We start from the raw sequence: 25653 nt of genomic DNA on the forward strand, positions 1-25653 counted from the left end.
CCGCCACGGAGGGTAGTGTCCGGATCATGCACATCCTCGCTACCGAGGGGCTGACCAAACGCTTCCCGACCGTCACCGCGCTCGACGGGCTCACGGTGGACGTCGGAACCGGCGTCACCGGCCTGGTCGGCGCCAACGGCGCGGGCAAGTCGACACTGATCAAGATCCTCCTGGGCCTGTTGCCGCCCACCGCGGGCGGCGCCAAGGTGCTCGATCTCGACGTGACCACGCAGGGCACGCAGATTCGCCGCCTCGTCGGCTACATGCCCGAGCACGACTGCCTGCCGCCCGACGTGTCGGCCACCGAGTTCGTCGTCCACCTCGCCCAGATGTCCGGGCTGCCGCGCACGGCCGCCCGCGAGCGCGCCGCCGACGTCCTGCGCCACGTGGGGCTGGCCGAGGAGCGCTACCGCGCCATGGGCGGCTACTCCACCGGCATGAAGCAGCGGGTCAAGCTGGCGCAGGCGCTCGTCCACGACCCCAAGATGATCTTCCTGGACGAGCCGACCAACGGCCTCGACCCCCGCGGGCGCGACGAGATGCTGGCGCTGATCCGCCGCATCGGCACCGAGTTCGGCATCAGCGTCCTGGTCACCAGCCACCTGCTCGGCGAGCTGGAGCGCATCTGCGACCACGTGATCGTCATCGACGCCGGCCGCCTGCTGCGCTCCTCCGCCATCACCGAGTTCACCCAGGCCACGCAGAGCCTCACCGTCGAGGTCGAGGAGGGCGTGCAGCCCCTGGCGGAACGGCTGACGCAAGGCGGGCAACAGGTCTCCCAGCACGGCCGCCTCCTGCTGGTCAAGGTGAGCGGCCAGGAGACCTTCGACGCCATCCGCGACGCCGTGGTCGAGCTCGACCTGTGCCTCATCAGGATGGAGCAGGGCCGCCACCGCATCGAGGACGTCTTCAGGGAGGAGGCCGCGGATGTCGTCTGAGATCTATGACATCGGCTACCGCCACTACGACGGGCCGCGGCTCGGCGCCGGCTACGCGACGAGGGCGCTCACGCTGCACAGCCTGCGCGGCATCTTCGGCCTCGGCCGGACCGCCCGCAGCAAGATCATGCCGTTCCTGCTGGCCGTCATCATGCTGCTGCCCGCGGTCGTGAGCATCGCCATGATGGCCCTGATCCAGCAGCGCGGCATGGCCTACAGCGCGTTCGCGGTGATCATGCAGCCGGTGATCGCCATCTTCCTGGCCGCGCAGGCGCCCACCGTGGTCGCCCCCGACCTGCGCTACCGCGTGCTGCCGCTCTACCTCTCGCGGCCGGTGTCGGTCCCGCAGTACGTCGGCGCCAAGGTCATCTCGATGACGGTCGCGCTGTTCCTGCTGGTGGCGGTGCCGCTCACGCTCATCTACGCCGGCGAACTGCTCATCGACATGCCGGGGCCGCCGCAGACCAAGGAGTACCTGGGCGCGCTGGCCGTGGCGCTGCTGCTGTCGGTGCTGCTGACCACGTTCGGCCTGGCGCTGGCCTCGCTCACGCCCAGGCGCGGGCTCGGCGTGGCCTCGGTCATCGCCGTCTACCTGCTGACGCTGGCCGCCGTGCCGGTCATCTACGCGACGCTCATGTCGCTCAACGAGGAGAACGCCGCCCGCTGGGCCTGGCTGCTCAACCCGTTCTGGCTGGTCGACGCGGTCCAGGTGTGGCTGTTCGGCACCACGCCCAACAACGACGGCGGATACCCGCCGGGGCCCCTGCCCGCGCTGATCACTCTCGCGCTGATCGCCCTGGCCGCCGGCGTGCTGGCCCTGCGCTACCGGAAGGCGGCGGCCCAGTGAAACTCGAGCTCAACCAGGTCTCGCGCTGGTACGGCAACGTGGTGGCGGTCAACGACGTCACCATGACGATCGGGCCGGGCGTGACGGGCCTGCTCGGGCCCAACGGCGCGGGCAAGTCGACGCTCCTGCACCTGATGGCCGGCTTCCTCGGCCCCTCGGGCGGCAGCGTCACGCTCGACGGCACCAAGGTGTGGAAGAACCACCACATCTACCGCAGCATCGGCCTGGTGCCCGAGCGCGAGGGCGTCTACGGCTTCCTGACCGGCTGGCAGTTCGTCCTGTCCGCGGCCAGGCTCCACGGCCTGTCCGACCCGGTCAGCGCGGCCCAGAAGGCGCTGGCCACCGTCGAGATGGAGGAGCCCAAGGACCGCCGCGTCGAGACGTACTCCAAGGGCATGCGCCAGCGCGTCAAGGTCGCCGCCGCGCTCGTCCACGACCCCCAGGTGCTGCTGCTCGACGAGCCGTTCAACGGCATGGACCCGCGCCAGCGCATGCACCTGATGGACCTCATCCGCGGCATGGGCACCTCCGGCAAGACGATCCTGTTCAGCTCGCACATCCTTGAAGAGGTCGAACGCGTCGCCCAGCACATCGAGGTGCTGGTCGCCGGGCGCCACGCGGCCTCCGGCGACTTCCGGCAGATCCGCCGCCTGATGACCGACCGGCCGCACCTGTTCCGCATCAAGTCCAGCGACGACAGGAAACTCGCCGCCGCGCTCATCGTGGACGCCTCCTCGGGCGGCGTCACACTCGGCCCCGACGGCCTGGAGGTGCAGGCGGTGGAGTTCCGCCGCTTCGCCTGGCTGCTGCCGCGCGTCGCCCGCGCCGAGGGCATCCACCTGCACCAGGTCTCCCCCGTCGACGAGGACCTGGAGAGCGTCTTCTCCTACCTGATCAACCGGAGCACCTGATGAACACCGTGGTTGCCGGGATCACCTACCGCGCGCTCCTCGGCAGGCGGCGCATCCTGCTGCTGCTCCTGCTGCCGCTCGCGCTCATCGGCCTGGCCGTCCTGCTGCGCCTGACCGGCGCCGCCGACCAGCGCACGACCATCCTGCTCATGCAGAACTTCGCCATCGCCACGATGCTGCCGCTGCTCGGCCTCATCGCCGGCACCGGCGTCATCGCACCGGAGATCGACGACGGCACCATCATCCACCTGATGTCCAAGCCGATCTCGCGGCCGGTGATCGCCCAGACGAAGTTCCTCGTGGCCGCCTCGCTGCTGGCCGTCTTCGCCGCCGTCCCCACCTACGTGGCCGCCTGGCTCCTGGTGCGCGACGAGGACGGCATCGCCTTCGGGTTCGCCCTGGGCTCGTTGTTCGGCGGCATCGCGTACGCGGCGCTGTTCCTGCTGCTGGGCGTCCTCACCAGGCACGCGGTCACGATCGGCATCATCTACGCGCTGATCTGGGAAGGCATGGTGGGCAGCTTCGTCAAGGGCGCCCAGAACTTCTCCATCCAGCAGTGGGCCCAGGCCATCGCCGACCAGATCTCCACCTCGGCGTTCATCGACACGACCGCGGTGACGATCGGCTGGGCCGTACCGGCGATCGCGATCGTCACGGTCGGCGCGGTCGTCTGGGCGGGGATGCGGCTGCGCGCCTTCTCCCTCACCGGGGACGAATGAGACACTCCCCGGCACGGGGTCCTGCTGATCGAGGGCCCAGGCGCGTGTCCATCCCGGCGGGCGGGTGGAATGAGGAAAGGGGTACGGCGCCGCCGTACCCCTTGGAAACCTCTACGAGCAGGACGTGCGCACCACGTCGGCCAGGCGGCCCGCGACCTGCGAGGCCTGGTCCTCCGACGAGGCCTCGACCATGACCCGGATCATCGGCTCCGTGCCGCTCGGCCGGATGAGCACGCGGCCCGTCTCGCCCAGTTCGGCCTCGGCCGCCGCCACCGCGGCGACCAGTTCCGGCACCGACGCCTTGCCCTTGTCGACGTCCTTGACGTTGATGAGGATCTGCGGCAGCGCCGTCATCACCGACGACAGCTCCCGCAGCGTCTTGCCGGTCCGCGCGACCACCGAGAGCAGGTGGAGCGAGGTCAGCAGCCCGTCGCCGGTGGTGGCGTGGTCGAGCATGATGACGTGGCCCGACTGCTCGCCGCCGAGGTTGTAGCCGTCGGCCTTCATGCGTTCGAGCACGTAGCGGTCGCCCACCGCGGTCTCGATCACGTTGATCCCGGCCTCGCGCATGGCCAGCTTGAAGCCGAGGTTCGACATCACGGTCGCGACCACGGTGTCGTTGGCCAGCGTGCCCTCGTCGTGCATCGCCCTGGCCAGCACCGCCATGATGCGGTCGCCGTCGACGATCGCGCCCGTGTGGTCCACCGCGAGGCAGCGGTCGGCGTCGCCGTCGTAGGCGATCCCGAGGTCGGCGCCGCGCGAGATGACCACCTGCTGGAGCTTGTCCAGGTGGGTCGAGCCGTAGCCGTTGTTGATGTTGAGCCCGTCGGGCCTGGCGCCGATCGCCTCCACCCGGGCGCCCGCGCGGACGAGCGCCTCCGGCGCCACCATGTGCGCCGCGCCGTGCGCGCAGTCGACCACCACGTTCAGCCCGTCGAGGCTGCCCTGGACGGTGGTCAGCAGGTGGGAGATGTAGCGGTCGGCCTCGCCGTAGGCGTCTCTGACCCGGCCTACGGCCGAGCCCACGGGCCTGTTCCACGCCTCACCGAGCCGCCGCTCGATCTCGTCCTCGACCGCGTCGGACAGCTTGAAGCCGCCCCTGGCCAGGAACTTGATGCCGTTGTCCGGCGCCGGATTGTGCGACGCCGACAGCATGACGCCGAGGTCGGCGCCGAGCGCGGCGGTGAGGTGGGCGACGGCCGGGGTGGGCAGCACGCCGAGGCGCAGCACATCCACTCCGGACGACGCGAGGCCGGCGACCACCGCGGCCTCCAGGAATTCACCTGAAGCCCGGGGGTCCCGGCCTACGACCGCGACAGGCCTCTTGTGGCCTGTCGCGGCGAACGCGCCTGCATCGCCGAGGACGTGAGCCGCCGCGACCGAAAGGTCCATGGCGAGCTCGGCCGTGAGGTCGCGACCCGCGACCCCACGTACCCCGTCGGTGCCGAAAAGGCGCCCCACTTAGCGCTTGCTGTACTGCGGAGCCTTGCGGGCCTTCTTGAGGCCGTACTTCTTCCGCTCCGTGGCGCGGGCGTCACGGGTGAGGAAGCCGGCCTTCTTCAGCGGCGGGCGGTTGTTCTCGACGTCCAGGATCGCCAGCGCGCGGGACAGGCCCATGCGCAGGGCACCGGCCTGGCCGGTCACGCCGCCACCGTCGATGCGGGCGATGACGTCGAAGGCATCCTCAGCGCCGAGCACCACGAAGGGCTCGTTGACGATCTGCTGGTGGACCTTGTTGGGGAAGTAGACATCCAGCGAACGACCGTTGATCGTCCACTTGCCGGTGCCGGGGACGATGCGCACGCGGGCGATCGCCTCCTTGCGGCGGCCGGTGCCGTACGAGTTGCCCGTGGTGACGGGCTTACGCACGGGGGCGTCGGCGCTGGCGGCGGATTCGGTGGTGTACTCGGACGGGAACTCCTCGCCGGAGAAGTCCTCCAGCTCGGCCTCGACGACGGCCGTCTCGACACCGGTGGGCTCAGCCACGGTTCTCCTCTAAATCTTTCGAACTACTACTGGGCGATCTGGGTGATCTCGAACGGCACAGGCTGCTGGGCCTGGTGCGGGTGCTCGGAACCCGCGTAGACCTTCAGCTTCTTCGCCATCTTCCGGCCGAGGGAGTTCTTGGGGAGCATGCCCTTGACGGCCTTCTCGACCGCCCTGTCGGGACGCTTCTCCATGAGCTCGCCGTAGGTCACGGAACGCAGACCGCCCGGGTAGCCCGAGTGGCGGTACGCCTTCTTCTGCTCAAGCTTGTTGCCGCTCAGCGCGATCTTGTCCGCGTTGATGACGATGACGAAGTCACCGGTGTCGACGTGGTTGGCGAAGATCGGCTTGTGCTTGCCGCGGAGCAGGGTCGCGACGTGGCTGGCCAGCCGGCCCAGCACGACATCGGTCGCGTCGATGACGTACCACTGACGTTCGACGTCAGCGGGCTTCGGTGAGTACGTGCGCACGGTCGTAAGCCTTATCTTGCTCGGCGTCTTCTTGCGCTGCCGGGATCGGTCAGCACTTTGTCGGTCGGTGCGGGCGCACGACAGCCCGGACCTTCCGTCTCCCCGCCTCGATGGGCTTCACGGGAGATGACGCCGGACGCGCCGCGCATTGGTCGCTCAGGACCTATGCACACAACGATTGACTAGGCTACCTCACTTCAAGAGCTACCGGTAACCGGCGCCGAGTCTACCCGACACAGAACGGTTCTATTTCGTTTCCCGGCAATCCCTTCTTTACCACCACCGCTCATCCCTATCGTTGGCTGCGGCATGTGGCAGAACCTTCAGACCCGGCTGACCCAGCGGACCTTCCGGCGCCGGAACCACCTGGGTGTGCTGGCGTGCCTCTCTGCCGCGGTCTTCGCCGGCGTGCTGATCGGCCGTCTGACCGACCCCCAGCCGCCTGCCGAGCAGCTCTACCTCAACGACAGCGTGCCGCCCGCGGCGGCGACAGCCGTACCGACGCCCAAGAAGCAGCCGTTCGCGGCGGCGATCCCGCGCGAGACCACCCCGTCGCGGCCGCACGGCCGCGCGACCGCCAAGCCGCTGCCCTCGCCGTCGAGCGAGATCTCCGGCTTCTTCCCGCAGGACCACCCCACGCAGATCCTCGGCGATCCCGTGGTACGGCTGGAGCCCGAGTACGCCCGCCGCGTGGTCGTCCTCACCAACGGCGCCCGGGTCAAGAAGGGCTGCCGCCCGCTCCGCGTCGACCAGCGCCTGAACCGCTCGGCCCGCGCCCACTCGATGGAGATGGCCACCGCGGGCAAGCTCGACCACGTCTCGCCCGACGGCTCCTCGCCCTGGGAGCGGATGGAACGCGCGGGCTACCGCCAGGGCGCCGCGGAGAACATCGGCAGCGGCTACACCACCCCGGAAGAGGCGGTCAGCGGATGGCTGGCCAACCGTTCCCACCGGGGCAACATCCTCAACTGCGACATCGTGGCCATCGGCGTCGGAGTCGCCAACGGGCCGACCGGCCTGTGGTGGACTCAGGACTTCGGCTACCGCTGACACGGTAATCTCCCGGCATGGGTTTCCCCAAGAAGCGATCGACCGGCGGCGAAGACGAGGCCCCGGAGGCCACGACCGAGTCCACACGGCAGAGCAAAATGTGGAGCCCCTACGACGAGGGGCCCCGCTCGCGCGGACCGCTGTGGTTCGCCCTGGGCGGGCTGGCGGTGCTCGGACTGCTGGCCGGCGGCCTCGTCATCATGTGGAACGCCGAGACGCCCGGCCAGGCCGAGACGGCCCGCCGTACCTCCGCGCCGCTGCCGTCGGCGCCGCCCGGCGAGTTCGGCTTCGCCGGTGACCGCAAGACCGACCCGGAGCCGCTGACGGCCAAGGAACTCTTCCCGCAGAAGAAGTTCACCGTGGACGGGCGGTCGTACGAGATGACCACCAGCAAGAACGACAAGAAGTGCGGCGACGCGGCCAACGGCGAGAAGCTGGTCAAGGCCCTGAAGTCCGGCAAATGCAATCAGGTCGTACGCGCCAGCTTCCGCGACAAGGCCGGCAAGGTCATCGGCACCGTCGGCGTCGCCAACCTCAACTCGACCGCCTCGGCCACGAAGGTCGCCTCGGCGGGCGGCAAGGACAAGCGCTCGGTCTACGTGAAGGCACTGCCGGGCAAGGACGCGGTCACCAAGTACCTCGGATCGGGCTCGGGGGCCGCCGAGATCTGGACCCACGGCCACTACGCGATCATGGTCTGGTTCCAGAACAAGGACGGCTCGGAACCGGACAAGAAGGCCGCCAAGACCCTCGCCCAGGCGGCCGACGACATCGCGAAGGCGACCGCCTTCAAGGCCCTGGACGCGCGTTCGCTGAGCGGCTACCCCGCAAGCTGAACCCCCCACACCACCCCAGACCCGGACAAACCAGGCGGTCGATCCGGCCGGGAACGCCCATACCGGCATGACGATCTCGACCTTCTCGCTAGGCTCCCCCTTATGCGTGGCCAGGAACCCGGGTCCGAGCAAGAGCGCGCCGAGACCGACGGCTCGGTCGCTCCGGCGACGACACCGCCGCCGAGCTTCGGCCAGCTCCTCACACCCGCCGACGAGCAGACCACCGCCCCGCCCGTGCCGTACGGGGAGGGCGACCAGCAGGAGACCGCCGAACGCCTCCCATGGCCCAGCGCCGGCCCCCTCAACCCGGCGCCGGGAGGTCCTGGGGCCGGCGGCGCCCCCATCCCCGTGTACCCGGGTCCGCCGCCCAACCTTCCCGAGCCCGAGCCTTCCGACGACGTTGCGAGGCTGACCTCGCCGCCCCCGTCGTGGCCCGAGGCTCCCCGCGCCGCCACCCCGGCGCCCCGCCCCGACCTGCCTTCGGCCGGACACTCCGAAGGGCCGGACGACGGCCAGACGAGACACTGGCACCCCGGCCACCTCGCCCCGCCCCCCAACCCGATCACTCCCGGCGCGCGGGACACCATGGGCCATCCCCCGCCGCCCGCACCGGACACCTCGGGCTATCCCCCGCCGCCCGCACCGGACACCAACCCGGCCAACCCCCTCCCCAGCACACCGCAGTCCGGCCCGGCCGATCCCCTGCCCGGACTGCCGCAGGCAGGCCCGTCCGACGCCCCGCCCGGACCGCCACACACCGGACCGGCCGATGCCCCGCCCGGACTGCCGCACAGCAGCACGGGCCCAGCCGCGCCGCTGGCCGGAGAGGGCGCCGGGGTGCAGCCGTGGAACGTCGCGCCGGAGCCTGTGCCGGCTGCCGACCTGCCCGAGCTGCCCGCCTTCCCCGGCGCCAAGCCGTGGGAGGTGCCCAGCGAGGAAGCCGAGTACGACTGGTTCGCCGACCCGGAGCCGGACGACCCCCAGCTCACCCGGACCAACTGGCCGAAGCCCGACCTCCCCGCCGACACTCCGCCGACCGGCGAGCCCACGTGGGATCCCCCGCCCGGCTTCACCGCCGCGGCGGCGGGCATGCAGGTGTGGCCCTCCCCTGCCAGCGAACCCGCGGCACCCCCGTGGCCCGCGGCCACCGGCGAGCCCATCCCCGGCGCCGACTACGACGCCCAGGAGGCCCCGGCCCCCTGGCCAGGTACGCCCGCCGTACCCGGACCCCACCCCGCGCCCGGACCCCACCCCGGACCCGCGGGCCATGCGGACGCCCAGCACCCCACCCCCGACCCCCAGCGCCCAAACCCCCAGTACCCCAGCCCGGACGCCCACGCCGGCCATCAGCAGGTCCCCGGGCACCCTGGCGGCGCACCCGGTCCGCAGGGTCAGCCGTTCGATCCCGGGCTCACCAGTCCGGTGGCGCGTCCGGCCGAGCCGGGCGACATCCCGGTGTGGCCGATGAAGCAGTCCGAGGACACCGGCCCCCACCAACTGCCCGAACTCCCGTTCCCGCCGGAGGTCTGGGGCCCGAAGCCCGCGCTTCCCGCCCCCAGGCAGCCCATGGCGCTGCCTCCCGCCGACTCGGACACACCGCCCCACGGCCTGCCCGCCTTCCCCGGCCCCCGCCCTCCGGCGGCAGACCACCCGAACCCAGGCGGCCCCCAGGCACCAGGCAACATCCAGGCGCCCGTGTCGGGCGGACCCGTGCCGCCAGCAGGCAGCCCCCAGGCGCCCGTACCCGTCGGTCCCCCGAACAACTTCCAGCCCCCGCCCCGCCAGGGCTTCGGCAACCCGCCGTTCGCCGGACAACAGGGGCAGCAGGGCCAGCAGGGCCAGACGCAGCCGGGCAGCCTGTTCACCCCGGGCGGCCCCACCGCGCCCCCGCAACCAGGCCACCCCGGCCCCCAACCCCCGGCCAAGGGCAGAAAGGTCCTCCTGGCCGCGCTGGGCGTACTGGTCCTGGCAGGCGTGTCCACGGGCGCGTTCTTCGCCTACCGCTCCATGAACAGCTCCCAGCCCGCCGACGCCTCAGCCTCGCAACCCCCCGCCACGACCCAGCCGTCCGTCCCGCAACTCACCGACCCCCCGGACGACCAGTCAGGCGCCTCGGTCCTGAACTCCGAGCAGACCGACCCCAAGAAGCTGGCCATCACCGAAGCCTTCCCCGCCAAGAAGATCAAGATCGACGGCAGGTCGTTCACCAGGGTCAAGACCAGCCTGGCGGAGAAGTGCGAGAAGGCGGCATCGGGCCCGTTCGCCGACGCGCTGCGCACCCAGGACTGCAGCCGCGTCCTGCGCGCCACCTACGTCGACAGCAAGCGCCGCTACGCCGTCACCACCGGCCTGGCCGTCCTGCCCACCAAGGAAGCCGCGGTGGAGGCCGACCAGGCCAAGAACCTGAGCCGCAACCTCTGGTTCCGCGCCCTGCCCGGCTCGGCCGGCAGCGGCGGCGACCGCATCCACATCGCCGGCGGTTACGCGGCCGGCCTGGTCTGGGGCCGCTACATCGTCTTCAGCTACGCCACGTACGCCGACGGCCACACCCCGACCGACAAGGAAACCGGCCTGGGCAAGATCAGCGGCGGCTTCCGCGACCAAACCGCCAAGGTCCTGGAACGCCGCATAGCCGCCAGCTAACCCCGGCCCACGACCACACCCGAAAACCCGGCATGCATGGACAAGCACCGCGTGGGGGACGAACGGCTGCGCCCAGGTTCACCCCGGTCGCACGCCGCGTGACCCCGGTCCGCGCAAGCCGTACCCCCAACTGCCCACACGAGAGGCGCAAGGGCGCGCCCCAAGGGCTGCGCGACACAAGCGCTATACAGGGCGGGTCAGAGGGGGCGGAGCAACGCGAAGGCGGGCTCAGCAAGGCGCGCGACGCAAGAGCGCACCCCAAGAGGCCGCGCGACACAAGCGCGCGCCTCAAGGGGGCTGCGCAGCGCAAGGGCGCGCTGGGCAGGGCGGTGGGTTAGAGGGTGCGGACTCGGCGGGTGGTGGCGGCGCGGGTGGCGAGTTGGTCGGGGGCCGGGTAGGTGACCTCCTCCAGGCACAACCCGTGCGCGGGCGCGACATGCACCCCAGAATCCCGTACGGCTGCCGCCAACACCTCCCCCGGCCACTCCACAGGCCGACGCCCGTCCCCAGCCGCCATCAACGACCCGACCAACGCCCGCACCATGGAGTGACAGAACGCGTCGGCGACCACGGTGGCCACCAGCAACCCCCGCCCATCCCGCACCCACTCCAGCCGCTGCAGCTCGCGGATCGTCGTGGCCCCCTCGCGCTTCTTGCAGAAGGCCGCGAAGTCGTGCTCCCCCAGCAACCGCACGGCCGCCGCGTTCATGGCCTCGACGTCCAGCGACCTGGCATGCCAGACCACCTCCCGGCGCGCCAACGGGTCCACCCCACCCGGAGCATCACAGACCCGGTACGCATACCGCCGCGACATAGCCGAGAATCGCGCGTCAAAGCCCTCAGGAGCCACCGAGACGCGAAATATCCGTACATCGGGCGCCAGAACCCCAGCCAACCTCCGCACAAGCGCAGAAAGCCTCTCAGCCGTTCCCGCGAGCGCCACACCCCGGGGATCCAACCGCACCAGCGCCTCGTCTGACAGATCGACATGCGCCACCTGCCCCCGCGCATGCACCCCGGCATCCGTCCGCCCCGCGACGGTCAGCGAAGCCGGCTCGGGCAGCCGCAGGATACGCGTGAGCGCCTCCTCGATCTCGCCCTGCACCGTACGCCGCCCCGGCTGACGAGCCCACCCGGAGAAGTCCGTGCCGTCGTAGCCGAGGTCGAGGCGGAGCCGTACCACGATGTCATCCTCCTGAAAGCGAAAACGGGCCCGAAACCCCACGAGAGGGGTCCGGGCCCGTCAAACCAGCCTGAAAGATCAGGCCTCGTCCTTCTTCGCCTGAGTCTCGTTCTCCTCGGCGGGAGCCTCGTCGGCGGCGGCCTCAGCGGTCTCCTCGGCGGGAGCCTCAGTGGTCTCCTCGTCCTCGGTGGCCTCCTCGACGACCTCGGCGGCGGCCGCGGGAGCGGCGGCGGCCTCGGCGGCCGGGGTGGTACGCGAGACGGTGACCGGGTTCAGCTGCTCGGTGACCAGCTCGATGACCGCCATGGGCGCGTTGTCGCCCTTACGGTTACCGATCTTGGTGATCCGGGTGTAGCCACCGGGACGCTCCGCGAAGGTCACGGCGATCTCGGTGAACAGGTGGTGGACGACGCCCTTGTCCTTGACGACGGTCAGCACCTGGCGACGGTTGTGGATGTCGCCCTTCTTGGCCTTGGTGATCAGGCGCTCCGCCAGCGGGCGGACGCGCTTGGCCTTGGCCACGGTGGTGGTGAGACGGCCGTGGCGGAACAGATCGGTGGCGAGGTTCGCCAGGATCAGCCGCTCGTGAGCCGGGCTGCCGCCAAGACGTGCACCCTTGGTGGGCTTGGGCATTGCGTTCTCCTTGAGAGTGAACCCGCCCCGGCCGTACGAGGTACCGGAGTCGGGCCGCCAGGCGCCCCCGCAGGGGCGCCCGCGACAATCAGATGCGTGGGCGAAGGTCTCGCCCGGGACGTGCTAGTACTGCTCGGTCTCGACGTACGCGGAGTCGTCGTCGTCGTAGCCGCCACCGGCCACCGCGCTCGGGTCGAACCCGGGCGGGGAGTCCTTGAGCGCCAGCGACATCTCGTGCAGCTTCTGCTTGACCTCTTCGATGGACTTGGCGCCGAAATTCCTTATATCGAGCAGGTCCTGCTCGCTGCGGGCGACGAGCTCGCCCACAGTGTGGATGCCCTCGCGCTTGAGGCAGTTGTAGGAACGAACCGTGAGGTTCAGCTCCTCGATCGGCAGCGCGAGGTCGGCGGCCAGGGCCGCGTCGGTCGGCGACGGGCCGATGTCGATGCCCTCGGCCTCGACGTTCAGCTCGCGGGCCAGGCCGAACAGCTCGACCAGCGTCTTGCCGGCGGAGGCCACGGCGTCGCGCGGCTTCATGGCGGCCTTGGTCTCGACGTCCAGGATCAGACGGTCGAAGTCGGTACGCTGCTCGACTCGGGTCGCCTCGACCTTGTAGGTGACCTTGAGGACCGGCGAGTAGATCGAGTCGATCGGAATGCGGCCGATCTCCTGGCCGGGCTGCTTGTTCTGCGCGGCGGAGACGTAGCCGCGACCGCGCTCGACGGTCAGCTCCATCTCCAGCTTCGCCTTGCCGTTGAGCGTGGCGATGCGCAGTTCGGGGTTGTGCACCTCGACACCGGCCGGGGGCGCGATGTCGGCGGCGGTGACCTCACCCGGGCCCTGCTTGCGCAGGTACATGACGACCGGCTCGTCGTGCTCGGAGGAGACGACCAGTTCCTTGAGGTTCAGGATGATGTCGGTGACATCCTCCTTGACCCCCGGCACGGTCGAGAACTCGTGGAGCACGCCCTCGATCCGGATGCTGGTGACGGCCGCGCCCGGAATGGACGACAGCAGCGTACGCCGCACCGCGTTGCCGATGGTGTAGCCGAAGCCCGGCTCCAGCGGCTCGATGACGAATCGGGACCGGGTCTCGTCGAGCGACTCTTCGAGAAGAGTCGGACGCTGAGCGATCAGCATGTGGGATCTCCCCTTGTAGTGCGGCGACCGCTATATGACGCCGCTCTCTGTAACAGCCTAAATGGAGTACGGCATGCCGTACTCCATTCAGAGACGAGTGACTACTTGGAGTAGTACTCGACGATCAGCTGCTCCTGGACCTGGGTGTCGATCTGACCGCGGACGGGCAGCTGGTGAACCAGGACGCGGAGCTTCTCCGGCACGACGCCGAGCCACGGCGGAACGGTGCGCTCGCCGGCGGTGGCGCGGGCCACCTCGTACGGCATCAGGTTGCGCTTGTTCTCGCGGACCTCGACGATGTCGTGCTCGCGAACGCGGTAGGACGGGATGTCGACCTTCTTGCCGTTCACCAGGATGTGGCCGTGGCGCACCTGCTGGCGGGCGGCGTCACGCGACTGGGCGAACCCGGCGCGGAAGACGACGTTGTCGAGGCGGCTCTCCAGGATCTGGAGCAGCACCTCACCGGACTTGCCGGACTTGCGGGAGGCTTCCTCGTAGTAGTTGCGGAACTGCTTCTCGAGGACGCCGTAGATGCGGCGGGTCTTCTGCTTCTCACGAAGCTGGAGCTGGTACTCAGACTCCTTGGGACGACCGCGACCGTGCTCACCCGGCGGGTAAGGACGGATCTCGATGGGGCACTTGGCGGATTCGCACTTGCTGCCCTTGAGGAAGAGCTTGGTCTTCTCCCGACGGCAGAGCTTGCAGTCCGCGCCCGTGTAACGAGCCATTTCTCAATATCTCCTGGGTGTCAGACGCGGCGGCGCTTCGGCGGACGGCAGCCGTTGTGCGGAACCGGGGTCACGTCCTGGATGGAGCCGACCTCGAGCCCGGTCGCCTGCAGCGAACGGATCGCGGTCTCACGGCCGGAGCCGGGGCCCTTCACGAAGACGTCGACCTTGCGCATGCCGTGCTCCATGGCGCGGCGGGCGGCGTTCTCGGCGGCCATCTGGGCGGCGAACGGGGTGGACTTACGGGAGCCCTTGAAACCCACGTGGCCGGCGCTGGCCCAGGAGATCACGTTCCCGTTCGGGTCGGTGATCGAGACGATCGTGTTGTTGAACGTGCTCTTGATGTGGGCGTGCCCGTGAGCGACGTTCTTCTTTTCCTTGCGGCGCACCTTCTTCGGCGCGCCCTGGCGGCTCTTAGGAGGCATTGTTAGCCATTACTCCTGAGGTCTTCGGTCCGCGGCTGCGCGAACTACTTCTTACCGGGCTTCTTCTTACCGGCGACGGTCTTCTTCTTGCCCTTGCGAGTGCGCGCGTTGGTCTGCGTGCGCTGGCCGTGGACCGGAAGACCCTTGCGGTGACGGATGCCCTGGTAGCAACCGATCTCGATCTTGCGACGGATGTCGGCCTGGACCTCACGGCGCAGGTCACCCTCGATCTTGAAGTTCGCCTCGATGTAGTCACGCATCGGGACGAGCTCAGCGTCGGAGAGCTGGTGCACGCGCAGGTCGCCGTTCACGCCGGTGGCCTTGAGAACCTCAAGGGCGCGGGTGCGGCCGATTCCGAAAATGTAGGTGAGAGCGATCTCCAGCCGCTTTTCGCGGGGGAGATCGACGCCAACCAGGCGAGCCATGGTCGGGCATTCTCCTTCTCTGTGGCGGAGGTCTTGCGCCCCACTGCCCCTCCCCATGCCCGGGGTGAGGGCCTCGGCCTCCGACCGAGGGTGTCCCGCTGGTGCGGGTGTGGCACGCGATTACTTCTCAGGCTCCTCATGCGTCGAGCCCGCCACCCGTTGACGGGTGTCGGACTCGGAGAAGCCTTACCGCGACTAGCCCTGGCGCTGCTTGTGGCGCAGGTTGTCGCAGATCACCATGACGCGACCGTGCCGGCGGATCACCTTGCACTTGTCGCAGATCTTCTTGACGCTCGGCTTAACCTTCATTGTCCTTCGTATCCTCAGACGTGCTTCCTCGCGGGCCGGGGCCCGCGTTCAACGCCGGACCGGCGCTACTTGTATCGGTAGACGATCCGCCCACGACTGAGGTCGTAGGGGCTCAGTTCAACGACTACCCGGTCGTCAGGCAGGATTCGGATGTAGTGCATCCGCATCCGGCCGCTGATGTGGGCCAGGACCTTATGGCCGTTGTCGAGCTGCACCCGGAACATGGCGTTCGGGAGCGACTCAACCACAGTGCCCTCGATCTCGATGGCGCCGTCTTTCTTGGCCAAAATCCCTCGCGTTTCACTGATCGGTCGTCTGAGGTTTCGGTTCACTGCAGCCGCGACATCACGCTTCGAAGAGAGCGGCGATCGGCAAAGACCGCCGACGCGTGCCTGTCAAAGTGAGCCGACTAAGGAGTGTACGACACCTGAGCGAAAAACGCGAAACGCGTGTCAGGTGTCCTGACACAACCATGCGCCAGTTTAGCGCAAGTCCACGCCCGCGTACCCCACTCACGTGGGCACAGGAGGGTCACGTGCCCGCCCGGCGCCGACGACCGCCGACACGCGGCGCCGGGCGGGCACGAGTCTCTAGGGCGCGGCCCCACGCGAGCCGCGCCACCGCCTCCAGACGGCCACCACGCCGCCCCCGGCCGTCGCCACGAACACGACCAGCGCCCCCGCCAGCCATGCCGCCCGCGCCTCCTCCCCGGAAGGCTCGGGAGCCTCGGACGACACCACCGACGAGGCGACCACCCGGTCCGTGGCCACGCCGGCGTGCACCGCACCCCCCGTAAAGGAGAACGCGGTCACCAGCACACCGAGCAGGACACGTCTCATCTGTCCTCCTATAGCACCGGTTGGCTGGTCAAAGATCATCTACCCCTCTTGATCGCCGCCAACTGGCACCAGCGGTAAAGAGTTCCGGATATAGGGCAAAGCCCGTCCGCGACCAGGTCACGGACGGGCTCAGCGCGCGAGACGCCTAGTAGATGCGGTGCTTGCCGCCGCAGTAGTGGTTCGGCTGCTTGCCCCAGCAGGTGTAGGTGTACATCTTCTTGATGCCCTTGGCCTTCCAGGTGCCGCCGCCCGAGCCGTTCCAGTGGCGGTAGAACTTGTGCCAGCTACCGCCCTTGTAGTACTCGAACCAGACGTAGCCATACTTCTTGTCGCCGCCGAACTTCTCCTTGCCGGCCCAGGCGGTGTGCACGTACCCGCCGGACTTGAAGGTCTTGCCCTTGGCGTAGGCCTTGCCGTTGCTGGAGAAGTAGGATCCCCAGAACCCGGCCGAGCTCGACGTGTCGGTGCTCGCCTGGGCGGCGGGGGCGAGGGCGAGGCCGCCGGCGACGGAGCCGGCGATCGCCGCTGCTACGAGAAACTTGCGCATCTGACTTCCTCCGGGAGTTGGGCCGGCTGTTGCCGACACCGCTCACGCTAGGAAGCACAAGCCCGCCGATCTGCGCAGGAATGCACAGTTACCACTTTTACGTACGCCGCTGCCCGCCACCGAAGATCGTGCTCATCAGCAGGATCACGCCCCACGGCCCCATCACCCACAGCGGCCACGGATAGATGAAGTCCCCCGAGGTCACGCTGACGATCAGCCAGATCACCCAGTTGATGCCGCTGGCCGCCGCCCACGCGCCCCAGGCGCCGCGCATCCCGGGATGCATGCCCTGCTTGGGCGCGGGCGCCCCCGATCCGACCGCCTTCGCGGGCCGCGCCCGCAGGTCCACGTCGGGCAGGTCGGCCGTCAGCCTGGCCAGTTCCCCGTAGGTCTTGCTCTGGTACAGCGACTCGAGTCGCTCGTTGAACTCGTCCATGGTGATGCGGCCCTGCGCCGTGTGCTCACGGAGGACTGCGGCCACCCGGTCGCGATCGACGTCGGAGGCCCGCATCTCGGGGCTTTGCGCCATCACCCTCAACTCCCGGCCGCTAGTTCAGCTGTGCTAGACGCTCTTTGCCCCCATCGAGGGCGGTTAGCACCCAAGGACCATTATGTGTCACCGCGACGCTGTGCTCGAAGTGCGCGGAGGGCTTTCCGTCCATCGTCACGACGGTCCATTCGTCGGCCAGCACGCGGGTACGCGCTCCGCCCAGGTTCACCATGGGCTCGATCGCCAGGCACATGCCCTCTTCGAGCACCGGGCCGCGGCCCGGCTTGCCGTGGTTGGCGATCCACGGGTCCATGTGCATCTCGGTGCCGATGCCGTGCCCGCCGTACTCCTGGGGGATGCCGTAGCGTCCCTGGGACTTGACGTACTTCTCCACCTGGAAGCCGACGTTGGACAGGTTCGCGCCCACCTTGAGGGCGGCGATGCCCCGCCACATCGACTCCTCCGTCACCCGCATGAGCTCGACCAGTTCGGGCGCCACCTCACCCACCGGGACGGTCACCGCCGAGTCGCCGTGCCAGCCGTCCAGGATCGCGCCGCAGTCGATGGAGATGATGTCGCCCTCGCGCAGCGGGCGGGCGTTGGTCGGGATGCCGTGGACGACCTCGTCGTTGACCGACGCGCAGATCGACGCGGGAAAGCCCTGATAGCCCTTGAACGACGGGATCGCGCCCTCCTCGCGGATCGCCTTCTCCGCGATCACGTCGAGGTCCAGCGGCGTCATGCCGGGCTGCACCGAGCGCCTGAGCAGATCGAGCGTACGCCCGACGACCAGACCGGCCGCGCGCATCTTCTCCAGTTGCTCAGGCGACTTGATCTGAATTCCATGCCGGTTCTTCTTGAACACGTGTGGCACCCCCCCAGGGTGTTTCAACGGGCGGACGCGGGAGGTCAATTCCCCCCACAATAGCCGCGAGGTGGCACGGAATCCCGCGCCACCTCGCATATGTCGATCGCTATCCCATGAAGGGGCGAATCGCCTCCATAGCCCGCTGCGTGACCTCTTCCACCGGACCCGTGGCATCGACGCCCACGAGCAGGTCGTCCTTGGCATAGAAGGAGATCAGCGGGGACGTCTGCTCCTGGTAGACCTCCAGGCGGTGCCTGACGGTCTCCTCCTTGTCGTCGTCGCGCTGGAAGAGCTTGCCTCCACACGCGTCGCAGACGTCGTCCTTCTTGTCGTCGAACTCGACGTGCCAGATCCGCCCGCACTGACTGCAGGTACGCCGCCCGGCCAGCCGGCGTACCACCTCCTCGTCGTCGACCACGAGCTCAAGCACGAGGTCGAGCCCCTGCTCCCAGTCCTTCAGCATGTCGCGCAGCACCTCGGCCTGCGACACGTTGCGGGGGAAGCCGTCGAGCAGGAAACCGTCCTGCGCGTCGTCCTCCTGGAGCCGGTCACGGACCATGGCGATCGTGACCTCGTCGGGCACGAGGTCGCCACGGTCCATGTACGTCTTGGCGAGCTTGCCGAGCTCCGTGCCGCCCGAGACGTTGGCACGGAAGATGTCACCTGTCGAGATCTTCGGGATGGACAGGTTTGATGCGATGTACTGGGCCTGTGTCCCCTTACCCGCTCCGGGGGGCCCGACCAGAACCAGCCTCACTAGCGCAGGAAGCCTTCGTAGTTACGCTGCTGGAGCTGGCTCTCGATCTGCTTGACCGTGTCCAGGCCGACACCAACCATGATGAGAATGCTCGTCCCTCCGAACGGGAAGTTCTGGCTCGCGCCGGCGATGGCCAAGGCGACGATCGGGACCATGGCGATCAGACCCAGATAGAGCGAACCGGGCGCGGTCAACCGGGTGAGCACGAAGTTCAGGTATTCGGCCGTGGGCCGTCCCGGACGGATGCCCGGAATGAACCCACCGTACTTCTTCATGTTGTCGGCGATCTCAGCGGGGTTGAAGGTGATCGACACGTAGAAGTAGGTGAAGAACACGATCAGCAGGAAGAACGTGATCATGTAGATCGGGGTGTCGCCCGTCACGAAGTTCTGCGAGATCCACTGCACGACCGCATTCGGATTCTCCGCGTTGGCGAACAGCGACGTGAGAAGCTGCGGCAGGTAGAGCAGGGACGAGGCGAAGATGACCGGGATGATGCCCGCCTGGTTCACCTTCAGCGGAATGTAGGTGGAAGTGCCGCCATACATTCGACGCCCGACCATCCGCTTGGCGTACTGCACGGGGATCCGGCGCTGAGCCTGCTCGACGAAGACGACCGCGGCGATCATGAAGACACCGACCACCAGAACGGCGGCGAAGGTGAACTTGTTCGCCTGGAAGATGTTGGCCAGCTCGGACGGGAAGACCGCGACGACCTGCGTGAAGATGAGGATCGACATGCCGTTGCCGACACCGCGGTCGGTGATGAGCTCACCGAGCCACATGATCACCGAGGTGCCCGCGGTCATGATGATGACCATCGTGATGATCCCGAAGATGTTGTCGGGGTCAAGCAGGATCTCCTGCTGGCACTGCGGGAAGAGCTGACCGGTACGGGCCAGCGCGATGAAGGCGGTCGACTGGAGGACACCGAGGCCGATGGTCAGATAACGCGTGTACTGCGTGATCTTCGTCTGCCCGGCCTGCCCCTCCTTCTTCAGGGCTTCTAGTCGGGGAATCACGACGACGAGCAGCTGAAGAATGATGCTCGCGGTGATATAAGGCATGATGCCCAGCGCGAAAACCGACAACTTCAGAAGGGCGCCGCCGCTGAACAGCTGCACCATTCCGTAGATGTTGCCGGCGGAACTGTCTCGTGCCTGGTCGAGACAGGTCGCGAGGTTCTGGACGTGAACGCCCGGAGTCGGAAGAACCGAGCCGAGTCGGAACAGCGCGATGATGCCCAGAGTGAAGAGCAACTTCTTGCGCAGGTCCGGCGTCCGGAACGCCCGGGTAAACGCGGTCAGCACGGTCCCTCCTGCGCGCCATGGTGGCGGTGTGAGTATGCGATGGTGCGGGGATCTGCCATTTGAAGTGTCAAGTCAAGTCGAGCCGGACAGATGCCTGCCGTCTCGCGAACTCTAACGCACTACGGGCGTGGGGGCCCATGGTAAGGGCCCCCACGCCTCGTCATAGCGGTCTTACAGCTCGGTAACGGACCCACCGGCAGCGGTGATCTTCTCCTTGGCGGAACCCGAGAAGGCGTGAGCCTGCACGTTCACCGCGACGGAGATCTCACCCGTGCCGAGGACCTTCACCGGCTGGTTCTTGCGGACGGCACCCTTGGCGACCAGCGTCTCGACGGTGACCTCGCCACCGTCGGGGAACAGCTCGCCGAGCTTGTCCAGGTTGACAACCTGGTAGGTCGTCTTGAACAGCGCGTTGGAGAAGCCCTTCAGCTTCGGCAGACGGCGCTGCAGCGGCACCTGGCCACCCTCGAAACCGAGGGGAACCGTCGTGCGGGCCCGCGAGCCCTTGGTGCCGCGACCGGCGGTCTTGCCCTTGGACGCCTCGCCGCGGCCCTTGCGGACCTTCGACTTGTTGGCGCCGGGGGCCGGACGCAGGTCGTGAATCTTGAGCGGAGCCTTGTCAGTCATGACTAGTCGACCTCTTCCACCTCGACGAGGTGCGTCACCACGGCGACCATCCCACGGATCTCGGGACGGTCCTCCTTGACGACGACGTCGCCGATTCGCTTCAGGCCAAGCGAACGCAGCGAGTCACGCTGGTTCTGCTTGCCACCGATCTTCGAGCGAACCTGAGTGATCTTCAGGCGTGCCATGACTAGCTCACCGCCTTAGCCGCCGCGGCGGCCTCGGCGAGACCCTCGGCGCGCGCCTTGAGCATCGCCTTGGGAGCGACGTCCTCGATCGGCAGGCCACGACGGGCCGCGATCGCCTCGGGAGTCGACAGACCCCGCAGCGCCGCCACCGTGGCGTGCACGATGTTGATCGGGTTGTCCGAGCCGAGCGACTTGGACAGCACGTCGTGGATGCCCGCGCACTCCAGGACCGCGCGTACCGGACCGCCGGCGATGACGCCGGTACCGGCCGAGGCCGGACGCAGGAAGACGACGCCGGCCGCCTCCTCGCCCTGCACGGTGTGCGGAATGGTGCCCTGGATGCGAGGAACGCGGAAGAAGTGCTTCTTCGCCTCCTCGACACCCTTGGCGATGGCCGCGGGGACTTCCTTGGCCTTGCCGTAGCCGACGCCGACCAGGCCGTTGCCGTCACCGACGACGACCAGGGCGGTGAAGCTGAAGCGACGACCACCCTTCACGACCTTGGCCACTCGGTTGATCTTCACTACGCGCTCGATGTACGAAACGCCCTTGTCGGCGGCGCCACCGCGGCGGTCGTCACGACGGTCCCGCCGCTCGCCACCGGTGCCGCCACCGCGACGCGGAGCTGCAGCCATCAGTGGTTCCTCTTCTCAGCTGTTGCCATCAGTTGCGATCCTCGGTTCCTCATCAGAACTCGAGCCCGCCCTCGCGGGCGCTGTCCGCCAGAGCGGCGATACGGCCCGCGTAGCGGTTACCACCACGGTCGAACACGACAGCGGTGATACCGGCATCCTTGGCCCGCTGAGCGAGGAGCTCGCCGACCTTCTTGGCCTTGGCGGTCTTGTCGCCCTCGGCCGAACGCAGCGTGGCGTCCATGGTCGAGGCGCTGACCAGCGTGTGACCCTTGGAGTCGTCCACGATCTGGACGAACAGGTGCCGGGTCGAGCGGTTGACGACGAGGCGCGGACGCTCCGCCGTACCGACGACCTTCTTGCGGACGCGGCCGTGACGGCGGGCCCGCGAGACGGTGCGGGCAGCCGTGTGCTTGCTGAACGCAGTCTTGCCAGCCATGCCTACTTACCAGCCTTTCCGACCTTGCGGCGGATCTGCTCGCCCTGGTACCGCACACCCTTGCCCTTGTACGGGTCAGGCTTGCGCAGCTTGCGGATGTTCGCGGCGACCTCGCCGACCTTCTGCTTGTCGATGCCGTCCACGTGGAACAGCGTCGGCTTCTCGACGCGGAAGGTGACACCCTCGGGAGCGTCGACGATCACCGGGTGGCTGAAGCCGAGCGAGAACTCGAGCTGCGCCGGGCCCTTGGCCTGGACGCGGTAGCCGACACCGACGATCTCAAGGCTCTTCGAGTAGCCCTGGGTGACGCCCTGCACCATGTTGGCGATGAGCGTGCGAGACAGGCCGTGCAGCGCACGGACCTTGTTCTCGTCATTGGGACGGGAGACCGAGATGGTCCCGTCTTCGGCGCGAGCCACGGAAATGGGCTCGGCGACCTTGTGAGAAAGCGTGCCCTTCGGGCCCTTGACCTGGACGTCCTGGCCGGTGATCGTGATGTCTACGCCACTGGGCACAGGGATGGGCAGCCGTCCGATTCGCGACATGCTGTGTTCCTCCCCTCTACCAGACGTAGGCGAGGACTTCGCCGCCCACGCCACGCTTGCCGGCCTGCTTGTCGGTCATGAGCCCACCGGACGTCGAGATGATCGCGACGCCCAGTCCGCCCAGAACTCGAGGCAGGTTGTCCTTCTTCGCGTATACACGCAGCCCGGGCTTGGAAACCCGGCGCAGCCCCGCGAGCGAACGCTCACGGCTCGGCCCGAACTTGAGCTCCACCACGAGGTTCTTCCCGACCTTCGCGTCCTCTACGGACCAGGCCTGGATGTAGCCCTCCTGCTGGAGGATCTCGGCGATGTGCGCCTTGATCTTGGAATACGGCATCGTCACGCTGTCGTGGTACGCCGAATTCGCATTGCGCAGACGCGTCAACATGTCTGCGATCGGGTCGGTCATCGTCATGGCCAACGGCCTTCCTCGCCGCGGTTTCCAGTCGGTGAAGAGATTCTCTACCGGTGGACCTTCGGCGTGGTCACGGGCACTCCGGCGGAGCACCCAGATGTGGATATTTCTGAAAGTACGGCTGGCGCACTCCAGGGACGGCCGGAAACCGGCCGCCCCTTAGAGTACCTACCAGCTCGACTTGGTGATGCCGGGCAGCTCGCCCCGGTGCGCCATCTCGCGGAAGCAGACACGGCACAGGCCGAACTTCCTGTAGACGGCGCGGGGACGGCCACAGCGCGAGCAACGGGTGTAGGCCCGGACCTCGAACTTCTGCTTGCGCCCCGCCTTGGCGATCAGCGACTTCTTCGCCATCGTTTAGGCCTCCTTGAAAGGGAAGCCGAGGAGCTTCAGCAGCGCCCGGCCCTCGTCGTCGTTCTTCGCGGTGGTCACGATCGTGATGTCCATGCCCCGCGGCCGGTCGACCTTGTCCTGGTCGACCTCGTGGAACATGACCTGCTCGGTCAGACCGAAGGTGTAGTTGCCGTTGCCGTCGAACTGCTTCGGCGACAGGCCACGGAAGTCACGGATACGGGGCAGCGCCAGCGACAGCAGCCTGTCGAGGAACTCCCACATCCGGTCGCCGCGGAGCGTCACGTGCGCGCCGATCGGCATGCCCTCACGCAGCTTGAACTGCGCGATGGACTTGCGGGCGCGAACGACGGCCGGCTTCTGGCCGGTGATCACCGTGAGGTCGCGGACAGCGCCCTCGATCAGCTTGGAGTCGCGAGCGGCCTCGCCGACGCCCATGTTGACCTTGATCTTGGTCAGGCCGGGCACCAGCATGATGTTCTCGATGCCGAACTCCTCACGAAGCTTCGCGATGATCTCCTCGCGGTACTTCGTCTTGAGGCGCGGCGTCGGGCGCTCGGTCTCGGTGGTCGTGGCAGTCATCAGCTGTCCTCACCCTCCGAAGCGTCGGCCTTCTTCTCGTCGGCCTTCTTGTCGGCGGGCTTGTCGTCCTTGAGCTTCTTCACGTTGCTCACGTGGATGGGGGCCTCCATGGTCTGCACGCCGCCCTGCTTGGCGCCACGCGGACCCTGGTTGGTCTCCTTCGAGTGCTTCTTGATCAGGTTGACGCCCTCGACCACCACACGGTCCTCGTGCGGGAGGGAGGCGATCACCCGGCCCTTGGCACCCTTGTCCTTGCCGGCGATGACCTGAACCAGGTCACCCTTCTTCACGTGCAGAGACTTCGGCATTTACAACACCTCCGGAGCGAGCGAGATGATGCGCATGAACTTCTTGTCGCGCAGCTCGCGGCCGACCGGGCCGAAGATACGAGTGCCACGAGGGTCACCGCTGTCCTTGATGATGACCGCGGCGTTCTCGTCGAAGCGGATGTAGGAGCCGTCAGGCCGGCGGCGCTCCTTGACCGTGCGGACGACGACGGCCTTGACCACGTCACCCTTCTTGACGCCCGTGCTGCCGGGGAGGGCGTCCTTAACCGTGGCGACGATGATGTCGCCGATACCCGCGTAGCGCCGGCCCGAGCCACCGAGAACGCGGATGCAGAGAATCTCCTTGGCACCCGTGTTGTCGGCGACCTTGAGCCGCGACTCCTGCTGGATCACTGTTACTCCTGTTAGTCGCGCCGGTTCTCAGCGAGCTGAGCCTGGCGGAACCCGTCGTTGTCTTGTTCCCCCGGCCACAGCCCCTCCCCGGAGGGAGAGGCCGCACCGCAGGCGACGCGGCAGCCGTACGGCCGCCACGTCCTTGGACGCCGTCATGGGGGCTGTCGAGACAGCCCCCACGAGGCGCGCAATATGTCGAGCAGGCCGGCTTACTTGGCCTTCTCGAGGATCTCCACCACGCGCCACCGCTTGGTCGCGGAGAGCGGGCGGGTCTCCATGAGCAGCACGCGGTCGCCGACGCCACAGGCGTTGGCCTCGTCGTGTGCCTTGTACTTGGTCGTACGGCGGATGACCTTGCCGTACAGGCGGTGCTTGACGCGGTCTTCGACAGCGACGACGACGGTCTTGTCCATCTTGTCGCTGACGACCAGGCCCTCGCGGACCTTGCGGAAGCTCCGCTGCGTCGTCTCAGTGGTCTCGGTCTCAGCCATCGCTCGACTCCTTCTCAACAACCGTGACAATGCCGAGCTCGCGCTCGCGCATCACGGTGTAGATGCGGGCGATCTCGCGGCGGACGGCGCGCAGCCGCCCGTGGCTCTCCAACTGACCGGTCGCTGCCTGGAAGCGGAGGTTGAACAGCTCCTCCTTGGCCTCCTTGAGCTTCTGGACCAGGGTGTCCTGGTCCTCCACCCGCAGCTCGCCGGCGGTCAGGCTCTTGGCCATCACGCCTCACCCACTTCACGCTTGACGATCTTGCACTTCATCGGAAGCTTGTGGATCGCGCGCTTGAGCGCCTCACGAGCCACCGGCTCGGCGACACCCGAAAGCTCGAACATCACGCGTCCGGGCTTGACGTTGGCGATCCACCACTCCGGCGAACCCTTACCGGAACCCATGCGGGTCTCGGCGGGCTTCTTGGTGAGGGGACGGTCGGGGTAGATGTTGATCCACACCTTGCCGCCACGGCGGATGTGACGGGTCATGGCGATACGCGCGGACTCGATCTGGCGGTTGGTCACGTAGGAGTGCTCAATCGCCTGAATGCCGAACTCGCCGAAAGTGACCCTCGTGCCGCCCTTGGCGGCTCCGCTGCGGTCAGGCCGGTGCTGCTTGCGGTGCTTGACCCTGCGCGGGATCAGCATG

General features: G+C 68.1%; 37 protein-coding genes. 7 read left to right on the forward strand and 30 right to left on the reverse strand.

Going from position 1 to position 25653, the window contains the following annotated elements:
- The first annotated feature begins 26 nt into the window (after positions 1-26).
- The 4 genes from ACIBEJ_RS17260 to ACIBEJ_RS17275 are packed head-to-tail and all read left to right on the forward strand — an operon-like array spanning position 27 to position 3415.
- A complete protein-coding gene (locus tag ACIBEJ_RS17260; RefSeq protein ID WP_397183717.1) occupies positions 27-938 on the forward strand; it encodes an ABC transporter ATP-binding protein in 912 nt (303 codons plus the stop codon).
- Positions 928-1785 carry an ABC transporter permease subunit gene (locus ACIBEJ_RS17265; RefSeq protein ID WP_397183718.1) on the forward strand — a complete coding sequence of 286 codons (858 nt, stop codon included), beginning with the start codon at positions 928-930 and terminating at the stop codon, positions 1783-1785. The genes ACIBEJ_RS17260 and ACIBEJ_RS17265 overlap by 11 nt, the downstream gene beginning before the upstream one ends.
- Positions 1782-2696, forward strand: a complete 915-nt coding sequence (locus ACIBEJ_RS17270; RefSeq protein WP_397183719.1) for an ABC transporter ATP-binding protein — start codon at positions 1782-1784, stop codon at positions 2694-2696. Before ACIBEJ_RS17265 ends, ACIBEJ_RS17270 begins: the two co-directional genes overlap by 4 nt.
- A complete protein-coding gene (locus ACIBEJ_RS17275; protein ID WP_397183720.1) occupies positions 2696-3415 on the forward strand; it encodes an ABC transporter permease subunit in 720 nt (239 codons plus the stop codon). Before ACIBEJ_RS17270 ends, ACIBEJ_RS17275 begins: the two co-directional genes overlap by 1 nt.
- Before the next feature lie 111 nt (positions 3416-3526).
- Here ACIBEJ_RS17275 and glmM read toward each other — a convergent pair whose 3' ends face one another.
- From glmM to rplM, 3 genes are read right to left on the reverse strand one after another with little or no spacing between them, the layout of a single operon-like run.
- Positions 3527-4876 (reverse strand): phosphoglucosamine mutase, encoded by a 1350-nt coding sequence (glmM, locus tag ACIBEJ_RS17280; protein ID WP_397183721.1) that lies wholly within the window; start codon positions 4874-4876, stop codon positions 3527-3529.
- Positions 4877-5401, reverse strand: coding sequence for a 30S ribosomal protein S9 (rpsI, locus tag ACIBEJ_RS17285; RefSeq protein ID WP_397183722.1), 525 nt, complete (start codon positions 5399-5401; stop codon positions 4877-4879).
- Between the two features lie 26 nt (positions 5402-5427).
- Complete coding sequence (gene rplM / locus ACIBEJ_RS17290; protein ID WP_397091260.1) at positions 5428-5871, reverse strand: 50S ribosomal protein L13; 444 nt, start codon at positions 5869-5871, stop codon at positions 5428-5430.
- 309 nt (positions 5872-6180) lie between these two features.
- Here rplM and ACIBEJ_RS17295 point away from each other — a divergent pair, with 309 nt between their 5' ends.
- The 3 genes from ACIBEJ_RS17295 to ACIBEJ_RS17305 all read left to right on the forward strand — a co-directional run bounded on the left by ACIBEJ_RS17295 (position 6181) and on the right by ACIBEJ_RS17305 (position 10400).
- Positions 6181-6921, forward strand: coding sequence for a CAP domain-containing protein (locus ACIBEJ_RS17295; RefSeq protein WP_397183723.1), 741 nt, complete (start codon positions 6181-6183; stop codon positions 6919-6921).
- Positions 6922-6938: 17 nt separating this feature from the next.
- Entirely contained in the window at positions 6939-7757 is an 819-nt protein-coding gene (locus tag ACIBEJ_RS17300; protein WP_397183724.1) for a hypothetical protein, read from the forward strand.
- A 102-nt stretch (positions 7758-7859) separates the two neighbouring features.
- A complete protein-coding gene (locus ACIBEJ_RS17305) occupies positions 7860-10400 on the forward strand; it encodes a hypothetical protein (protein ID WP_397183725.1) in 2541 nt (846 codons plus the stop codon).
- 334 nt (positions 10401-10734) lie between these two features.
- Here ACIBEJ_RS17305 and truA read toward each other — a convergent pair whose 3' ends face one another.
- From truA to rplP, 27 genes are all read right to left on the reverse strand, one after another.
- Complete coding sequence (gene truA, locus ACIBEJ_RS17310; protein ID WP_397183726.1) at positions 10735-11583, reverse strand: tRNA pseudouridine(38-40) synthase TruA; 849 nt, start codon at positions 11581-11583, stop codon at positions 10735-10737.
- Between the two features lie 78 nt (positions 11584-11661).
- A complete protein-coding gene (gene rplQ / locus ACIBEJ_RS17315; protein ID WP_397183727.1) occupies positions 11662-12216 on the reverse strand; it encodes a 50S ribosomal protein L17 in 555 nt (184 codons plus the stop codon).
- Positions 12217-12339: 123 nt separating this feature from the next.
- Entirely contained in the window at positions 12340-13356 is a 1017-nt protein-coding gene (locus ACIBEJ_RS17320; RefSeq protein WP_397183728.1) for a DNA-directed RNA polymerase subunit alpha, read from the reverse strand.
- A gap of 101 nt (positions 13357-13457) precedes the next feature.
- A complete protein-coding gene (rpsD, locus tag ACIBEJ_RS17325) occupies positions 13458-14084 on the reverse strand; it encodes a 30S ribosomal protein S4 (RefSeq protein ID WP_397183729.1) in 627 nt (208 codons plus the stop codon).
- Positions 14085-14104: 20 nt separating this feature from the next.
- Positions 14105-14509 (reverse strand): 30S ribosomal protein S11, encoded by a 405-nt coding sequence (gene rpsK / locus ACIBEJ_RS17330; RefSeq protein ID WP_020542285.1) that lies wholly within the window; start codon positions 14507-14509, stop codon positions 14105-14107.
- Between the two features lie 44 nt (positions 14510-14553).
- A complete protein-coding gene (gene rpsM, locus ACIBEJ_RS17335) occupies positions 14554-14934 on the reverse strand; it encodes a 30S ribosomal protein S13 (RefSeq protein ID WP_397183730.1) in 381 nt (126 codons plus the stop codon).
- Between the two features lie 195 nt (positions 14935-15129).
- Positions 15130-15243: a 50S ribosomal protein L36 gene (gene rpmJ / locus ACIBEJ_RS17340; RefSeq protein WP_003956441.1), complete on the reverse strand. Its 114-nt coding sequence runs from the start codon at positions 15241-15243 to the stop codon at positions 15130-15132.
- Positions 15244-15308: 65 nt separating this feature from the next.
- Positions 15309-15530: a translation initiation factor IF-1 gene (infA, locus tag ACIBEJ_RS17345; RefSeq protein ID WP_012887858.1), complete on the reverse strand. Its 222-nt coding sequence runs from the start codon at positions 15528-15530 to the stop codon at positions 15309-15311.
- Between the two features lie 303 nt (positions 15531-15833).
- On the reverse strand, positions 15834-16082 hold the full coding sequence (locus ACIBEJ_RS17350) for a hypothetical protein (protein ID WP_397183731.1): 249 nt from the start codon (positions 16080-16082) through the stop codon (positions 15834-15836).
- A 145-nt stretch (positions 16083-16227) separates the two neighbouring features.
- Positions 16228-16629 (reverse strand): hypothetical protein, encoded by a 402-nt coding sequence (locus ACIBEJ_RS17355; protein ID WP_397183732.1) that lies wholly within the window; start codon positions 16627-16629, stop codon positions 16228-16230.
- Positions 16630-16726: 97 nt separating this feature from the next.
- Positions 16727-17158, reverse strand: a complete 432-nt coding sequence (locus ACIBEJ_RS17360; RefSeq protein ID WP_397184320.1) for a DUF1707 domain-containing protein — start codon at positions 17156-17158, stop codon at positions 16727-16729.
- A gap of 19 nt (positions 17159-17177) precedes the next feature.
- Positions 17178-17984 (reverse strand): type I methionyl aminopeptidase, encoded by an 807-nt coding sequence (gene map / locus ACIBEJ_RS17365; RefSeq protein ID WP_397183733.1) that lies wholly within the window; start codon positions 17982-17984, stop codon positions 17178-17180.
- Between the two features lie 109 nt (positions 17985-18093).
- Positions 18094-18744 carry an adenylate kinase gene (locus ACIBEJ_RS17370; RefSeq protein WP_397183735.1) on the reverse strand — a complete coding sequence of 217 codons (651 nt, stop codon included), beginning with the start codon at positions 18742-18744 and terminating at the stop codon, positions 18094-18096.
- A complete protein-coding gene (gene secY / locus ACIBEJ_RS17375; protein WP_397183736.1) occupies positions 18744-20054 on the reverse strand; it encodes a preprotein translocase subunit SecY in 1311 nt (436 codons plus the stop codon). Before secY ends, ACIBEJ_RS17370 begins: the two co-directional genes overlap by 1 nt.
- Before the next feature lie 171 nt (positions 20055-20225).
- Complete coding sequence (gene rplO, locus ACIBEJ_RS17380; RefSeq protein ID WP_397183737.1) at positions 20226-20681, reverse strand: 50S ribosomal protein L15; 456 nt, start codon at positions 20679-20681, stop codon at positions 20226-20228.
- 2 nt (positions 20682-20683) lie between these two features.
- Entirely contained in the window at positions 20684-20866 is a 183-nt protein-coding gene (rpmD, locus tag ACIBEJ_RS17385) for a 50S ribosomal protein L30 (protein ID WP_020542293.1), read from the reverse strand.
- A gap of 2 nt (positions 20867-20868) precedes the next feature.
- Positions 20869-21501, reverse strand: a complete 633-nt coding sequence (gene rpsE, locus ACIBEJ_RS17390) for a 30S ribosomal protein S5 (protein ID WP_397183738.1) — start codon at positions 21499-21501, stop codon at positions 20869-20871.
- 52 nt (positions 21502-21553) lie between these two features.
- Positions 21554-21937: a 50S ribosomal protein L18 gene (gene rplR / locus ACIBEJ_RS17395; RefSeq protein ID WP_397183739.1), complete on the reverse strand. Its 384-nt coding sequence runs from the start codon at positions 21935-21937 to the stop codon at positions 21554-21556.
- Positions 21938-21939: 2 nt separating this feature from the next.
- Positions 21940-22482 (reverse strand): 50S ribosomal protein L6, encoded by a 543-nt coding sequence (gene rplF, locus ACIBEJ_RS17400; RefSeq protein ID WP_397183740.1) that lies wholly within the window; start codon positions 22480-22482, stop codon positions 21940-21942.
- 16 nt (positions 22483-22498) lie between these two features.
- Complete coding sequence (rpsH, locus tag ACIBEJ_RS17405; protein ID WP_397183741.1) at positions 22499-22897, reverse strand: 30S ribosomal protein S8; 399 nt, start codon at positions 22895-22897, stop codon at positions 22499-22501.
- 168 nt (positions 22898-23065) lie between these two features.
- Complete coding sequence (locus tag ACIBEJ_RS17410) at positions 23066-23251, reverse strand: type Z 30S ribosomal protein S14 (protein WP_020542298.1); 186 nt, start codon at positions 23249-23251, stop codon at positions 23066-23068.
- A 3-nt stretch (positions 23252-23254) separates the two neighbouring features.
- On the reverse strand, positions 23255-23830 hold the full coding sequence (gene rplE / locus ACIBEJ_RS17415) for a 50S ribosomal protein L5 (protein ID WP_397183742.1): 576 nt from the start codon (positions 23828-23830) through the stop codon (positions 23255-23257).
- Positions 23830-24126: a 50S ribosomal protein L24 gene (gene rplX, locus ACIBEJ_RS17420; RefSeq protein ID WP_397184321.1), complete on the reverse strand. Its 297-nt coding sequence runs from the start codon at positions 24124-24126 to the stop codon at positions 23830-23832. Before rplX ends, rplE begins: the two co-directional genes overlap by 1 nt.
- A 12-nt stretch (positions 24127-24138) precedes the next feature.
- Positions 24139-24510 (reverse strand): 50S ribosomal protein L14, encoded by a 372-nt coding sequence (gene rplN, locus ACIBEJ_RS17425; protein WP_090769698.1) that lies wholly within the window; start codon positions 24508-24510, stop codon positions 24139-24141.
- A gap of 209 nt (positions 24511-24719) precedes the next feature.
- A complete protein-coding gene (gene rpsQ, locus ACIBEJ_RS17430) occupies positions 24720-25001 on the reverse strand; it encodes a 30S ribosomal protein S17 (protein WP_397183743.1) in 282 nt (93 codons plus the stop codon).
- Entirely contained in the window at positions 24994-25233 is a 240-nt protein-coding gene (rpmC, locus tag ACIBEJ_RS17435; RefSeq protein WP_157252530.1) for a 50S ribosomal protein L29, read from the reverse strand. Before rpmC ends, rpsQ begins: the two co-directional genes overlap by 8 nt.
- Complete coding sequence (gene rplP / locus ACIBEJ_RS17440) at positions 25233-25652, reverse strand: 50S ribosomal protein L16 (RefSeq protein WP_397183744.1); 420 nt, start codon at positions 25650-25652, stop codon at positions 25233-25235. The genes rpmC and rplP overlap by 1 nt, the downstream gene beginning before the upstream one ends.
- Position 25653: the final 1 nt, after the last annotated feature.

This window comes from Nonomuraea sp. NPDC050790 (genome assembly GCF_044456745.1).
Lineage (GTDB): Bacteria > Actinomycetota > Actinomycetes > Streptosporangiales > Streptosporangiaceae > Nonomuraea.

Coding starts and splice junctions, on each gene's coding strand:
- ACIBEJ_RS17260 (WP_397183717.1), top strand. CDS start 27: ATGCACATCCTCGCTACCGAGGGGCTGACCAAACGCTTCCCGACCGTC.
- ACIBEJ_RS17265 (WP_397183718.1), top strand. CDS start 928: ATGTCGTCTGAGATCTATGACATCGGCTACCGCCACTACGACGGGCCG.
- ACIBEJ_RS17275 (WP_397183720.1), top strand. CDS start 2,696: ATGAACACCGTGGTTGCCGGGATCACCTACCGCGCGCTCCTCGGCAGG.
- ACIBEJ_RS17295 (WP_397183723.1), top strand. CDS start 6,181: ATGTGGCAGAACCTTCAGACCCGGCTGACCCAGCGGACCTTCCGGCGC.
- ACIBEJ_RS17300 (WP_397183724.1), top strand. CDS start 6,939: ATGGGTTTCCCCAAGAAGCGATCGACCGGCGGCGAAGACGAGGCCCCG.
- ACIBEJ_RS17305 (WP_397183725.1), top strand. CDS start 7,860: ATGCGTGGCCAGGAACCCGGGTCCGAGCAAGAGCGCGCCGAGACCGAC.
- rplQ (WP_397183727.1), bottom strand. CDS start 12,216: ATGCCCAAGCCCACCAAGGGTGCACGTCTTGGCGGCAGCCCGGCTCAC.
- ACIBEJ_RS17320 (WP_397183728.1), bottom strand. CDS start 13,356: ATGCTGATCGCTCAGCGTCCGACTCTTCTCGAAGAGTCGCTCGACGAG.
- rpsD (WP_397183729.1), bottom strand. CDS start 14,084: ATGGCTCGTTACACGGGCGCGGACTGCAAGCTCTGCCGTCGGGAGAAG.
- rpsK (WP_020542285.1), bottom strand. CDS start 14,509: ATGCCTCCTAAGAGCCGCCAGGGCGCGCCGAAGAAGGTGCGCCGCAAG.
- rpsM (WP_397183730.1), bottom strand. CDS start 14,934: ATGGCTCGCCTGGTTGGCGTCGATCTCCCCCGCGAAAAGCGGCTGGAG.
- rpmJ (WP_003956441.1), bottom strand. CDS start 15,243: ATGAAGGTTAAGCCGAGCGTCAAGAAGATCTGCGACAAGTGCAAGGTG.
- ACIBEJ_RS17350 (WP_397183731.1), bottom strand. CDS start 16,082: ATGAGACGTGTCCTGCTCGGTGTGCTGGTGACCGCGTTCTCCTTTACG.
- ACIBEJ_RS17355 (WP_397183732.1), bottom strand. CDS start 16,629: ATGCGCAAGTTTCTCGTAGCAGCGGCGATCGCCGGCTCCGTCGCCGGC.
- ACIBEJ_RS17360 (WP_397184320.1), bottom strand. CDS start 17,158: ATGGCGCAAAGCCCCGAGATGCGGGCCTCCGACGTCGATCGCGACCGG.
- rplO (WP_397183737.1), bottom strand. CDS start 20,681: ATGACTGACAAGGCTCCGCTCAAGATTCACGACCTGCGTCCGGCCCCC.
- rpmD (WP_020542293.1), bottom strand. CDS start 20,866: ATGGCACGCCTGAAGATCACTCAGGTTCGCTCGAAGATCGGTGGCAAG.
- rpsE (WP_397183738.1), bottom strand. CDS start 21,501: ATGGCTGCAGCTCCGCGTCGCGGTGGCGGCACCGGTGGCGAGCGGCGG.
- rplR (WP_397183739.1), bottom strand. CDS start 21,937: ATGGCTGGCAAGACTGCGTTCAGCAAGCACACGGCTGCCCGCACCGTC.
- rplF (WP_397183740.1), bottom strand. CDS start 22,482: ATGTCGCGAATCGGACGGCTGCCCATCCCTGTGCCCAGTGGCGTAGAC.
- rpsH (WP_397183741.1), bottom strand. CDS start 22,897: ATGACGATGACCGACCCGATCGCAGACATGTTGACGCGTCTGCGCAAT.
- ACIBEJ_RS17410 (WP_020542298.1), bottom strand. CDS start 23,251: ATGGCGAAGAAGTCGCTGATCGCCAAGGCGGGGCGCAAGCAGAAGTTC.
- rplE (WP_397183742.1), bottom strand. CDS start 23,830: ATGACTGCCACGACCACCGAGACCGAGCGCCCGACGCCGCGCCTCAAG.
- rpsQ (WP_397183743.1), bottom strand. CDS start 25,001: ATGGCTGAGACCGAGACCACTGAGACGACGCAGCGGAGCTTCCGCAAG.
- rpmC (WP_157252530.1), bottom strand. CDS start 25,233: ATGGCCAAGAGCCTGACCGCCGGCGAGCTGCGGGTGGAGGACCAGGAC.
- rplP (WP_397183744.1), bottom strand. CDS start 25,652: ATGCTGATCCCGCGCAGGGTCAAGCACCGCAAGCAGCACCGGCCTGAC.